This window comes from Oligoflexus sp., from assembly GCF_035712445.1.
Taxonomy (GTDB): Bacteria; Bdellovibrionota_B; Oligoflexia; order Oligoflexales; family Oligoflexaceae; genus Oligoflexus.
In genome coordinates this window covers 1-12371 of sequence record NZ_DASTAT010000145.1, presented here as the reverse complement: position 1 = coordinate 12371, position 12371 = coordinate 1, and the positions used below count along the sequence as shown (strand labels likewise).

Here is a 12371-nt window from a genome sequence, read left to right as displayed (position 1 = left end):
TCCGACATTTAAGCCTTTTCAGACGCTTTCGCATCCCGATCGAAGCCTGGCAGAGTTCCTGCAATGGAGACGATGGCCATGCAAGCCCCTGGATTCAAGATATGAAGAGAATCACTATGAATAGAAAACAATCGAAATATAGACAGATTATATTGTTCGAGTCGCGTCGTGGTCGACTCATGACAGAAACGCCCGAGCCAACGCCGCAGGAACCCATGCCGAAGCGTTCGCCGGATCGTCCGCCCACGACCATGCCGCAGCCGCTCGTTCCCCATCCCAGCACCGATCCTTCGCCGCCCAACACAGCGCCTGATCCAGGACCAGCGCCGTTTGTGATGCGGGGACGACTGCCTGATCAGTCCGAGAACGCCTTGCCCCCTTACGCGCGTCGCAAGTTCCGTGGCTGGATCGTCACGCGTTTTGATGTGCGCCGGGTGCAAAGGCTGATTCCGATCAAAAGCGAGAACTTCAGGCTGCGCTATCGGAATCTCAGCTACAAGCGCAAGTGGAATCTGGTGTGGTGCTAGGCGCAAAGAGCAACACCACGCTTTAATGTGTAAGGTAATCAAGGAGCACGGTATGTTTGAGCAAAGCCATGAAAATGAAGATCGCTACACTCAACAGGGTCGCCGTTCGCAGTCGCCTTTCAATGATCGCCGCAGCTATTCGCGGGGCCAGGATGATCGCTTTGAAGATCGCTACCGCTATCGCGGCCAGGATTCCGAACGCCGCTACACCCGACCTGACTATGATAGCGACCTCGATATAGAACGCCCAGGCCAGGCCCATTTCGGATCCCGCGGGGGTGCGGACTACGGCCGTGAATATAATCAGGACCACGCGTGGCAACGGCCTTACCGCTCGCAAGGGTCGGGTGACCGTTATGGTTATGAAGGATCGCGCGGCAACTACGACTTCAGCCGCGGCGGAGTCGATTACGGCAGCTACGGTCGCGGCATGTCCGATTGGGGACGTGGCCTTGGTGACTATGGCCATCAGCAAAGCAATCAGGGCCGCGGTTCTTCCGAGTATGGCCGTGATTATAGCACAGGCTCAGGCATGGGCCATGCCGATTGGAATCGCCTTGGTTCCGATGATAGAGACCAAAATCAGGGCTGGGGTCGCCGCTCTTATGACCAGCAGGGTCAGCAGTCGTCCTGGAACGAACAGAGAAGTCGCTGGCCCAAAAGCTATAAGCGCAGCGACGAGAGAATCAAGGATGATATTCATGAGGAACTGATTCGTCATGGACGCATCGACGCTTCGGATGTCGAAGTCCAGGTCAAAGATGGTGAAGTAACGCTGACCGGTCAGGTCTCTTCACGCCAGGACAAGCGCGTTGCAGAGGAACTGGCCGAAAAAGTGTTGGGCGTTCATGACGTTCAGAATCAGCTGCGCGTGCGGAATCAGCAGCAAGGCAGCAGCAGCTCGGCCAGCAGCCCGAACCTTCCTGGCACCAATCGCATGTCGGTCGCAGGTCAGCAGCAGCAGGATCCCAACAAATCCACTGTGAATTCCACCAACAGATAAAGTTTTTTTCAGACAGGGAAGGGGGTTGCTCCGAACGAGGAACCCCCTTCTTGCGTGATCGTTCGCCTGCCCGCTTTGCTGGCTCTCACGAGGTGACCTATTGATCGTATAGCTCTTTGGTATCTGATGATCGGCCTTTTCCTGGTGGTGATGGTCTGCCTGGGAACAGCTCTGAAGCGCATGCCTTTGACCAGTTCCATTATCTATCTGGCGTTTGGCATCGGGCTCGGGCCGCACGGCGTGAATCTTCTGCGAATCAATTTTTTCGCCAGCGCCGAACTTTTGGAACATCTCATGGAAGCCGCGGTCATCATTTCGCTGTTCACCGCGGGTCTGAAACTGCGCATTCGCTTTTCCAATCCTCTTTGGAAGGTTTCTCTGCGCCTTGCGACGGTGTCCATGCTGCTGAGCGTGCTGCTCATTTCCATGCTCAGTTACGGGCTGTTCGACCTTTCCCTGGGGGCTGCCATTATTCTAGGCGCCATCCTATCGCCGACCGATCCGGTGCTGGCCTCGGATGTTCAGATCGCCGAGCCTGGTGATCGGGATAAACTTCGGTTTGCGCTGACCGGCGAGGCGGGATTGAATGATGGAACCACTATGCCCTTCGTCCTTCTGGGCCTTGGACTGCTCGGCTATCATGAGATCGGGGAATCGGGATTGAAATGGTTCGCTGTGGATGTTCTCTGGGCCGTGATTATGGGACCGACCCTGGGCTATGCGCTTGGTTTCGTCGTGGGGCAGATCGTCCTTTACCTGCGGCATCATCATAAAAACGCTTTGGGCTATGAAGAGTTTCTGGCCCTGGGTCTTATTGCTCTGACCTATGGACTGAATGAATGGGCCAGCGCCAATGGTTTCCTCGGCGTTTTCGCGGCGGGCCTCGCCTTAAGGCAGATCGAACACCATAAGACGGGTTCCGAAGTTTTGGATCAGAGGGAATTGAATGGGCCGGCCGAGGAAGTTGCGACCCATCCCGAGAAAGCTCCCGCTTTCCTAACGCATGCCGTGCTGACGAGTAATGAGCAGCTGGAAAGGCTCTTGGAGGTGGCGGTCGTCATAGCGATAGGCGCTTTGATTTCGCTTCAGGATTTCAATCCGCGGGTTTTTCTGCTGGCCATCCTGCTCTTCTTCGTCATTCGCCCCATCTCGGTCCGGCTTGCGCTGCTCGGCTGCCGATCGGTGGACACGCTGCAGAAGAATCTGATCAGCTGGTTCGGGATTCGCGGCATGGGTTCCATTTTCTGGCTGGCCTATGCCGTTCATCATGGACTCTCACCGGCCCATAGCCGGGAGATGGTGTCCATCGTCCTGGCCCTGGTGGTGTGTTCGATCCTCCTGCATGGAATCTCGGTCACGCCGCTGATGGAAGCCTATGAAAAACGAGAGAGGAAGAATCGTTCGGTCAAGCTCACTTCCTGATGTAAGGCGCTCTCATATCCAGCTCGGCAGGACGTTCGCTGGCGTCGTCCTTGCCAAGGAACATCAGCTTCTGGCCCATGAAGAGCTGGCCGTCCCTTATTTTAAAGCTATCGAACTGCACGCCACCTTTTTGCACTTTGGATCCTTCGCATTCCGCATTGGTCACATGCACGTCCTCGTTCACATGCCAATCACTGCGGCCGCAGAATTTCATGGCGTTCAGTTGCTCCAGCGTGGCATCGGACTTCACGGTCATGTACGCTTCGTTCACCGTGAAATTGATCATGTTGAGATCGGTTTTCTCCGGGTTCGGACCTTTGACTTCCACCGTGCCCACCACCTTATAGGTGGCGGCCAGATTCTGACAGTTGGGATCGCTGTAGTAGCGCTCCAACCGATCAAAGTCGCCGATGGCATTGAACACATATTCCCTTTGGCTGCTGGCCATATTCAGGGTCGTGGTCCCCATGCAGCCAGACTGCCAGGTGCCGCGCAATTCAGCAGGCGTGCTTTCCAGCTTGCGGCCGGTTTCGCTGGTTTTCTCGTCCTTTTTGCAGGCCAGCAAAGCCAGGGGTAGAAGCAGTCCGGGAAGCATGAATGCATATCGAGTCATGATCGTCTCCCTTCAGGCAGATGGGACAGAAACGCGATCCCTTACAAGACATAAGAGAGCGCGATGGAATAGTTCACCTGATCCAGGTCAACCGTCCGGTCCAGAATGCGGCGATAGCGAACTTCCGCCAGCATATCCATCGACGTCTGCACGCGGTACATGACGCCCGCGCCGAAGTCGGCTCCGAGTTCACCTTCGACGTCTTCGGTATTGCGGTCGTATTCATTGAATTTATCGACCAGAGGATCGGCGTTCGGGTCGCGATTGGCGACATCGACCTGGAAGCGGTGGACGGCAAGGCCAGCCAGCACGAAGGGACGCAGACCGGATGTGAACTCGGTGAACATGAACTTGCCATGACCGCCGATCACAAGGTCATCGACTTCCACGCGACGGGCGTCTTCACTGAAGGAATCATTCCAATAGTCGAGCGTCAGGCCCAGCGAGAAATTCGGTGCGGTGAAATAGTTACCGAAAACCCCGAAGGAAAAGACATTGTTGTCGATGCTGTTGACGTCAGCGGCCGCAAGGTTCACACCAAAGGCCCAGTTGCTGGCATCGCGCATCACATCAATCCGTTTGTAGTCGGTGCCGACTGGGGTCTGCGCCAGGGCCTGTCCGGCGAATCCGCAAACAGCCGCGCAGGTCATTCCCATCAGTGATTTCTTAAACATAAAAGCTCTCCTTGTTAAATGAACAGTGCCGTCCATCAGGTGTTTTGCACTCATCGTGCCAGTCACGAGCGCCGTAGCGGCCTGGGGACGCCCATGGTCTACTCTATGCAACACGGTTGAGGTCACTCGCCCTATGCAAGGAAGGTCCTCGTGAAAGTCCAACAATTGACCGTTCGTTCGTGGCTCCTGCCCCTCTTCATCTTGGGTTCAGGCTCAGCCTGGGCCGATCACCCTGAACCTCCACCCGGCACCGCCTCGGATGCCCGTGAAGAACTCGCGCTTCCGGACAAAACGCCGGAACCAGGACCCGAAGTCGCAGCCCAGGCTGCTGTCTTGATGAACAAGATCGATCATGCTGAGGAAACCAACATCTATCGCCATCGCGACATCTATGCGATCGGCGGCAAGCCCAACACCAAAGTCCAGCTGAGTTTCAAGCTGCGCCCCGTCCTGAGCCTGCCGGTCTATTTCGCCTATAGCCAGATGATGTTCTGGGAAGTGACCAAGGATTCGAAGCCCTTTCAAGACATTGATTTCAATCCCGAGTTCTATTACGTCCACGCTATAGATCATTCCGTTCTGCGCGGCATAAGCGTTGGGCTTGAGCATCGGTCCAACGGCAAGGACGCGGATGAATCGCGTTCACTCGATCGGGTCTTCGCCGAGCTTGAGGCCCGCATCGGCCGTGGAGCGTGGCGCATGCATGGGACAGTTCGGCTGTACTGGCTCTACGACATTGATTGGCAGACGAACTCCAATATTCGCCGCTATACCGGTTTTCTGTCGTCGCGGGTGAGTTTTGAAGGCATCACGGAGGAGCTTTTTCCGTCGAAGGGGGAAATGTATCTCGCCTTTTTGCCCGGTGGCGTCCCGGATATTGAAAAAGGCCATGGGGCTTTGGAATTCACCGTCAAGTACAGATTCGGCCTTTCCGATGTCATGCCCTATGTGATGTTCCAGTATTACTATGGCTATATGGAATCTTTGATCGAGTATGACCGGCTGCAGCGGTCCTATCGTATCGGCCTCGCTTTTTAAAGAGCGCAAATCCTCCCTTCCTCGATCGCTCGGGAAGGGAGGTTGAAAAGAGATTGGTTCTGCCGTGCTCTGCGAAAGCCCTGAGGCTTTATTGGACCAAGAGACCGTATGTTGATCTTACAGCATCGACGGTGGTGTCATCGTCGATGATGGAGGATTTACGTTTCTGTCGCGATCACGATCGAAATCGACGGATCGAGGCTGATCGGATGAGGCTTCATGGGCTGAAGCGATACCTTCGCCGTTCTCGACTTTGAAAATATCCTTGGCGAGCTGAACCCATTTGTCATCATCGCAGTGAACCGAGACCAGGATGCCGCCGTCTTTGACCAAACCTTCATAGCGCTTGGCTTCATACTCGGGAATACCAATGCCGATAAGTGCACCTGTAATACCACCCACAGCGCCACCGACGCCCGCTCCGGCCAGTGCCGCCATGATTGGGCCTGCGGCGATGACAGGACCGATCCCGGGAATAGCCAAGGATCCCATGCCGACGAGCCAGCCGAGCGTTCCGCCCAGGATGGCTCCGGTTGCGGTCCCCGTGGTGGCCCCTTCAGGAGCCTTGGTCGCTTTTTCATGGGCGAATTCCCGAGTGCTCTCGCGGTCGGGAAAAAGCACGGAAATATCCGAATGGCGGAAACCCGCGCGTTTCAGGGCGTTGACTGCGCGTTCGACGGAAGCGCGGCTGTTGAAAATCGCAAATGTAGCTGTGTTCTTAGCCATGATCGTTGTCCTTTCCTTGAATGTTCGTTACTTGGCCACTTCCAATTCACTCCGTACGCGATCCACACCTGCGATCCGTCCGGCCTTGGTTTCCACGTCTTGCTTCTCGGCCTGGCTTTTCACAGGTCCCTTCAGGACGACCTGGCCGTTTTCTGTGATGATCTTCACGTTATGAGCATAGGTGGAAAGCTTCTTATCTTTCACCAGCGCCTGGCGGATTTTCGCGGTCAGCTTCACGTCCGACTCGGTATTGCCGGCCTCCTGGGCTGTAATCCCAGTTTCGCTGTTGGCCTTGGCATTGGCTGCGGAATTATCGGGAGCCGGGGCATTCGTGGTCTGCGTCGAGCCTGGTGCATCAGTCGCAAAGGCTACGGGATTCGAAATGCCGAGTATCGCGACTGTAGTTAAAACAATACAGCGCGTCTGAGACGAAATTGACTTCATGATCATGGACAACTCCTTTAGTGCTATAAAACAAGGGTTCCGAGGCAGTCGTGTTGCATTCGCCTGGATGCGCATCCGTGCATTGCATTTTGTGTGCCTTCGTAAATTCTGCGTTCGTCCCACGCAAAATTTATGGTAAGGTGCCCTCAACTGGATATTGGGTGCAAATGCCATAATGACTAGTTGCAAAGTGATGCACTTCTCGCTAGAAGTTCCCGCGGAGTCAGGTGTATAGAGGAATTGTATTCCTTGCAGAGTGGCCAGGGATTGTGAATCTGGACCATCATTTCTTTTTTGAGAGAACGTTTATATGATGAACGACTACAAAGGCCGCCTGTTGATCGTGGACGATGATGAGCAAACGTGTGCGTTCTGGAAATTGGCGCTTTCCGAAGCAGGATTCATCGTCGATGTCGCCCACAATCTGGACGAGATGAAAGAAATCGTCCTGCGCTACACGATTGATGTGGTGCTGCTCGACATGAACCTCAAAAATGAAAACGGGCTGGATGGGATTCCTTTCCTCGTTTCGAGAACGCCATACTCGAAAGTTTTCATGCTGACGGCACATGCTTCGATCGAAACTGCAGTATCTGCGCTGCAGGATGGTGCAACCGGCTATATCACCAAGGATACGGATCCTGGTGTCATAGCTGAAATGATCTGCAAGCATCTCCAGACTCAAAATCGCGATGTGATCGATCCCACCGTGGAAGAATTTGCTCAGTTCGGGTTCATCGGCAAGAGCAAGGCGTTTCAGGATCTTTGCATTCGCCTGAAGCAGCTCAAAGACGTTGACTCCACCATTCTCCTTTTGGGTGAATCGGGCACGGGTAAGGAAGTCATCGCCCGCGTTCTGCACAAAATCTCGAATCGCGCCTCGGAACGCTTCGAAGCCATCAACTGCGCGGCGATTCCTGAGAACCTGCTCGAATCCGAACTGTTCGGTCACAAGCGCGGCGCGTTCACCGATGCCAAGGCTGATCGCAAGGGTATCTTCGAACTCTGTTCGAAGGGTACGCTCCTGCTCGATGAAATCGGTGACATGCCCCTCTCGCTGCAGGCCAAGCTCCTGCGCGTTCTTCAGGAAAAAGTGGTGGTGCCGATCGGCTCTTCGGTTCCCGTTAAAATTGATACCCGCGTGATCGCTGCGACCCACCGCGATCTGGTCGAGGAAATCGAAAGCGGTCGTTTCCGGGAAGATTTGTACTATCGCCTGTCGGTCGTTCCTCTTTACGTTCCGCCTCTGCGTCATCGCAAGGAAGACATTCCTTTGCTGGTCGAATCGTTCATCTCGGAATTCAACACCCGTTTCGGTCGGAACATCAATAAGCCGGCTGAGTCGGTGATGAAACGCCTTGTGGCCTATGATTGGCCCGGCAACATCCGCGAACTGCGCAACGCGATCGAACGCGCCGTGGTTCTGACCCAGGACGATCACCTTCGGATCGAGGATCTCTTCCACCATCTGCATTCGTCGCATCGCAACGCGGAACCCAATATTCCCGTCGATCCGAACAAGGGTGCGAACCAGCTGCCCAGCGGTATCAGCCGCGAGCTGTTCAAACTGCCTTTGACGGAAGCCAAGCAGGTCTTCGAGAAGATCTATCTCGAAACCCAGCTGAGCGAAACGCACGGCAACATCTCGGAGACATCGAAGCGCGCCGGCCGCTACCGGGCGGATATTTACCGCCTCCTGGAACGCTACGATCTGCAGATCGACAGCTTCCGCTAACGCGTCATTGTCCAGGCGACCCGGACCCGGGCCTTTCCTCCCGATCCGGGGCGACCTTTGGTGCGAATCTCATCCGGCCGCTGGAGATTTCAGACAACACCCTGTTTGTCCGTGACTCCATCCGCTTTCCAATCCAAGGTGGACGTTCCCGTGAAACCCAATTCCATTCAAGGTAAACTCGCCGGGCTTTCCATTATGGTGGTGGAAGACGGTGCTGATAATCAACGCATCTTCCGTCATTTCCTGAAAATGGCCGGTGCCGACTTCGTCATCATAGCGGACGGACCTTCGGCCTTGGAGCGCGCGCTCCACGATGAAGGCATTGATCTTGTCCTTATGGATATTCAGATTCCGGAAATGGATGGCTACGAGGTCACCGAAAGGCTGAGGCAGCGTGGCTTCACACGGCCCATCATCGCCGTGACGGCCCACACGCTTTCGATGGAACGCCCCAAGGGCGCGAAGGCGGGCATCACCGACTACATCGCAAAGCCGATCCAGATTGAAACGCTGATCCAAACCATCCTGCACCACACCCGGGCCGATGGAAAATCAAGCGCCCCCGCCGAGCCTTCTCCCGCCCCGTCTTCACGGGAAGAGGTCCAGGACAGCTCGCCTTATCTTCAGTCGAAGTATCACGACAAGCCCATGTACCGGCCCATCATCATAGAATTCGTGAACAGCTTCCAGCAGCGCATCGAAACCATGCAGAACCTGATCAACGCCATGGATTGGGAACAGCTGAGCGTGGCCATGCATCAAATCAAAGGGGCCGCGGCCACTTATGGCTACCCGCAGGTTTCCGAGGTCGCTGCCCAGATGGAACATACAGCCAAGGAAGCAAGGCGTGATGCCCATGCCGTGCATGCGATTCGTCAGCAGGCGGAAAGGATGCGGGGAATGGGGCTCAGGATGAAGGTGGGACTTGAGGAAGTGGAAAATCGCAGCGTCTGAATGAAAAAAAGGAGCCGACGAGGCTCCCTTTTTTTTGGTCGTCACAAGTAGCTCTTAGCGTTGTTGCGGTTGGCCTTGCTGAGTGTTCGAAGCGGTGGAAATATAAGCTTCCACGCGACGATCAAGCTGCAGTTGGGCCTGGCTGCGCTTGCCTTTCATATGCTTGCCACTGGTTCCGGGCCAGGCTTGAACCACGATTTGATCGGCGCTCACGCCGCGATCGCGGAGAATGGCCGCCACGGATTCGGCGCGTTCACGAGCGAGACGGTCATTGAGTTCCTTGTCACCACGAGGATCCGCGAAACCTGCAAGGGTCACCTTGGTGTTGGGATCCTGCGTCAGTGTCTTGGCAAGACTATTGATGTTGTCTGCATAACGTGGATCGACATCCGTCGAGCCCGCGCTGAAGTAAGCGACGGGTCCACGCAGGGAGATGTCAGGGGTATTCGCTGCAACCTGCTGGGGTTGTTCGCGGTTTTGAGCGGCAGCGCCAGCAACGGCAAGCTCACGGTTTTGATCCTGAAGTTGCTTCAACTGAGCCATCGCATCCTGGCGTTCCTGAACCATTTGCGTATAGCTCTGAATGTTGTTGTCCCAGGCCTTTACCTGATCACCCAACTGGATGGCTTGCTCGGCCATCGCTGTGACTTGAGCGGCCTGCTCGGTCGCCTGCTTTTCCAACTGGGAGCGTTCGTCTTTCTTCACGTCCCTGTCTCGGCTCTTCTTCCAAAGATCAGTAGCGGCTTCCAATTGAGTTTCGGCTTTGTCGAGCGTGTTGGGCAGATAGTCATCGACATCGCGCTGATCAGCGCGTTCCAGGGCTGCTTCGGCCGTGTGGAACTCCTGAGGGGCTTCGTCGGGAATACCTACGCATCCCAGCATGGAAAGTTGCAGCCCGACAACCAAAAGACCGTTTCGAATCGAAAAGTAGCGCATGAAGTCCTCCTTAATCGCATCACACAAATATCGCGATAGGGTAAGTGCATACGCTGTGCCACAGCTCAAGGTGGGCAGATCAGTCGGGGCGCCCCCTGCTTCACGAAGGATCCACCGCAGGTATTTCAGGACAGGGGATCCCATTCATGTCGCAAACGGTGAAGCGCTGGAGGCCTTGATTTTACGTCTGGCACGATCCTTGATAGGGATCTGGAGAGTTGGGAGGATAAGACTCCAGGCTATTACCCCGATCACGACGAAAGGAACAGACGATGAGTGATAGACTTGCGCAAATGAGCAATACAGTGACCGACACCAAAGACCAGCTGGTCAACCGCGCGAAGGAAAAAGCCGATGCGGTGGTCGGTCAGACCATTGAGTCGCTTGATCAGCAGATTGAAGTCCTCAGCGAGCGTTTGGAGCAACTTTCCAACGAAGCGCGTCGCCGCTGGCAGAGCGTGGACAGTCACCTGCATGAAAGACCCTATATGTATCTTGCGGGTGCAGGCCTTGTAGGGCTTGGCCTTGGACTTTATTTGAAAGCGAAGTCTTCGTCTTCGCGTGATTTTACTTAATTCAATTCAGTGAACGAAAGCATCGCGAGAATCCTGAGCACCAGACGAGAGTTGTGATGGTATCGTGCATGAATGAATAGAGGGTTGATTGAATGGCAAAGGTTGGGAGGCATTCGCATCCCAACCTTTTTTTTATGCGATCGCGTGGGCAGAACCCAGGACCTTGGTACGTTTCATGAAAGTTAGGAGCAGGATCAGCTGCTGATCCGCGAATGAGGAGACGGATGCCCATGAACCTTGATGACGACTTCGATTGGGAAGATCAGGATCTGGAGCTGCGGCCTTGGGGTGAATCCCGAGTCAGGCTCGTCCTGGCTGGACTGGTTCAGGCTCTGTCTTTAGCCTTCCTTTGGGGGCAAATCGCTGATGTCTGGCACATTGCACGGACAGTTTCGTTCAATGCGGAAATTCCCGACGACTGGCAATTCTAAGAGAGAAGGAGCCTAAGCATGCAAAGAACTTTTGGCGGCAAACTGTGGTCACTCGTCCAGTTCGCCTGCGTGATGTACGCAGGACAGAAGGCGTTTGGTGCACTGCAGCGCACACTCAAGACCAAGCGTGAGGAGATTCAATCCAAGCGCGCGAATTCGGACAAGGTGGATATCGCTTCGGAGGATTCCTTCCCCGCCAGTGATCCACCAGCCTGGGGCGGAAGTCACGCCGTGGGTCCTGTCCACTGATCGCTTCGAACCCTGGAAATGATCACCTTCACATGAAAATCCTGCGAAAGTTTGATCTGAAGACCCGGTAGGATCGGGTCGGGGTTCTGGAATCGAGCTGGACCTCGCTTCGGGCTTTCGCGCCCGGGCTGAGCTTCTTCAGGCGTCCTTGGCGCAACCTCGCCATCCTTATTCCGGTTTTTCTGAAGGTCCTTATCGTGAACAGGCTGAACGGGTAACTTCCCATCGGTTGAGGACGGATTTTCACCGGCATGGGTATCTTCAGAAATACGAAACGCTTCATGATATAAGCTTGATACTGGCGGGATTTCAGAATATTCAAGCATGGGCGGCTTCCTTCCATCGCAAGATGAAACCGATAGCAACACGGGAGGTAAAGGGAAAAGCCATGAGAAATTTTCAATCAACCGACGGGTTCAATCTTTACCCCGTATGGGAAAAGAAATCACAATCGGCTATGAAATCCAAGGGAGAACCTGCAGAGACAGCACTTTCTGAAATGGTCGAGTTTTTATGTAGTCCACATCGGATGGGTCGCTATCGGCAGTGCAGCCTGGAAAACGACGTCGAGTATCTGCGCTGGCTCTTGGAACGTTCGTGAATCAGGACGCCCCCACGGGCGTCCTGCGGTTCAGAAGAAGGGCCGCATCACGACCTTGGTGCAGGCGTCGTGTTTCGCAGCGAACATCTTGTAGGCGGAAGGTGCTTCATCCAGCGTCAGGCGATGGGAGATGATCATGGTCGGATCTATTTCCTCACGCTCAATATGTTCCAAAAGAGGCTTCATATAGCGGTGCACATGAGTCTGGCCCGCCCGGATCTGAAGTCCCTTGTTGAAGATGGCTCCAATGGGAGCATGATCCATGTAGCCGCCATAAACCCCAGGAATCGAAATCGTTCCTCCTTTGCGGCAGGCCTGAATCATTTCCCTCAGCACCACAGGACGATCGCGCTGCAGCTTCAGCGCTGTGCGCAGGCTATCATACTGAGCCCAAAGTCCTTTGCCATGAGCTTCCAGGCCGACGGCATCAATGCAGGCGTCCG

General features: G+C 54.9%; 15 protein-coding genes and 1 pseudogene. 10 read left to right on the top strand and 6 right to left on the bottom strand.

The window, feature by feature from the left end:
- Nucleotides 1-116: 116 nt before the first annotated feature.
- The 3 genes from VFO10_RS30690 to VFO10_RS30680 all read left to right on the top strand — a co-directional run bounded on the left by VFO10_RS30690 (nt 117) and on the right by VFO10_RS30680 (nt 2952).
- Nucleotides 117-527, top strand: coding sequence for a hypothetical protein (locus tag VFO10_RS30690; RefSeq protein ID WP_325145855.1), 411 nt, complete (start codon nt 117-119; stop codon nt 525-527).
- Between the two features lie 52 nt (nt 528-579).
- Nucleotides 580-1530, top strand: coding sequence for a BON domain-containing protein (locus VFO10_RS30685; protein ID WP_325145854.1), 951 nt, complete (start codon nt 580-582; stop codon nt 1528-1530).
- 126 nt (nt 1531-1656) lie between these two features.
- Nucleotides 1657-2952 (top strand): sodium:proton antiporter, encoded by a 1296-nt coding sequence (locus VFO10_RS30680; RefSeq protein WP_325145853.1) that lies wholly within the window; start codon nt 1657-1659, stop codon nt 2950-2952.
- Here the strand turns inward: VFO10_RS30680 and VFO10_RS30675 are convergent.
- Both VFO10_RS30675 and VFO10_RS30670 read right to left on the bottom strand, forming a co-directional pair.
- Entirely contained in the window at nt 2942-3565 is a 624-nt protein-coding gene (locus tag VFO10_RS30675; protein ID WP_325145852.1) for a hypothetical protein, read from the bottom strand. The two genes, VFO10_RS30680 and VFO10_RS30675, sit on opposite strands and share 11 nt — an antisense overlap.
- A 41-nt stretch (nt 3566-3606) precedes the next feature.
- Nucleotides 3607-4239: an outer membrane beta-barrel protein gene (locus VFO10_RS30670; protein ID WP_325145851.1), complete on the bottom strand. Its 633-nt coding sequence runs from the start codon at nt 4237-4239 to the stop codon at nt 3607-3609.
- Between the two features lie 150 nt (nt 4240-4389).
- Here VFO10_RS30670 and VFO10_RS30665 point away from each other — a divergent pair, with 150 nt between their 5' ends.
- A complete protein-coding gene (locus VFO10_RS30665) occupies nt 4390-5277 on the top strand; it encodes a phospholipase A (protein ID WP_325145850.1) in 888 nt (295 codons plus the stop codon).
- Nucleotides 5278-5394: 117 nt separating this feature from the next.
- On the opposite strand, the gene VFO10_RS30660 is transcribed toward VFO10_RS30665, so the two are convergent.
- Nucleotides 5395-6003, bottom strand: a complete 609-nt coding sequence (locus VFO10_RS30660) for a hypothetical protein (protein WP_325145849.1) — start codon at nt 6001-6003, stop codon at nt 5395-5397.
- 27 nt (nt 6004-6030) lie between these two features.
- The gene (locus tag VFO10_RS30655) at nt 6031-6453 is read right to left on the bottom strand and encodes a BON domain-containing protein (RefSeq protein ID WP_325145848.1); all 423 of its coding nucleotides are present in this window, start codon (nt 6451-6453) and stop codon (nt 6031-6033) included.
- Between the two features lie 304 nt (nt 6454-6757).
- On the opposite strand from VFO10_RS30655, the gene VFO10_RS30650 reads away from it, so the two are divergent.
- Both VFO10_RS30650 and VFO10_RS30645 read left to right on the top strand, forming a co-directional pair.
- Nucleotides 6758-8182, top strand: a complete 1425-nt coding sequence (locus VFO10_RS30650) for a sigma-54 dependent transcriptional regulator (RefSeq protein WP_325145847.1) — start codon at nt 6758-6760, stop codon at nt 8180-8182.
- Between the two features lie 150 nt (nt 8183-8332).
- Complete coding sequence (locus VFO10_RS30645; protein ID WP_325145846.1) at nt 8333-9136, top strand: Hpt domain-containing response regulator; 804 nt, start codon at nt 8333-8335, stop codon at nt 9134-9136.
- A 54-nt stretch (nt 9137-9190) separates the two neighbouring features.
- On the opposite strand, the gene VFO10_RS30640 is transcribed toward VFO10_RS30645, so the two are convergent.
- The gene (locus VFO10_RS30640; RefSeq protein WP_325145845.1) at nt 9191-10072 is read right to left on the bottom strand and encodes an OmpA family protein; all 882 of its coding nucleotides are present in this window, start codon (nt 10070-10072) and stop codon (nt 9191-9193) included.
- A gap of 272 nt (nt 10073-10344) precedes the next feature.
- Here VFO10_RS30640 and VFO10_RS30635 point away from each other — a divergent pair, with 272 nt between their 5' ends.
- The 4 genes from VFO10_RS30635 to VFO10_RS30620 all read left to right on the top strand — a co-directional run bounded on the left by VFO10_RS30635 (nt 10345) and on the right by VFO10_RS30620 (nt 11928).
- Nucleotides 10345-10647: a hypothetical protein gene (locus VFO10_RS30635; protein WP_325145844.1), complete on the top strand. Its 303-nt coding sequence runs from the start codon at nt 10345-10347 to the stop codon at nt 10645-10647.
- Between the two features lie 230 nt (nt 10648-10877).
- Nucleotides 10878-11078, top strand: coding sequence for a hypothetical protein (locus VFO10_RS30630; protein WP_325145843.1), 201 nt, complete (start codon nt 10878-10880; stop codon nt 11076-11078).
- 18 nt (nt 11079-11096) lie between these two features.
- Nucleotides 11097-11327, top strand: coding sequence for a hypothetical protein (locus tag VFO10_RS30625; RefSeq protein WP_325145842.1), 231 nt, complete (start codon nt 11097-11099; stop codon nt 11325-11327).
- Between the two features lie 148 nt (nt 11328-11475).
- The gene (locus tag VFO10_RS30620; RefSeq protein WP_325145841.1) at nt 11476-11928 is read left to right on the top strand and encodes a hypothetical protein; all 453 of its coding nucleotides are present in this window, start codon (nt 11476-11478) and stop codon (nt 11926-11928) included.
- Nucleotides 11929-11958: 30 nt separating this feature from the next.
- Here the strand turns inward: VFO10_RS30620 and VFO10_RS30615 are convergent.
- Nucleotides 11959-12371: pseudogene (locus VFO10_RS30615) on the bottom strand (glutathione-dependent formaldehyde dehydrogenase); the annotation flags it as partial.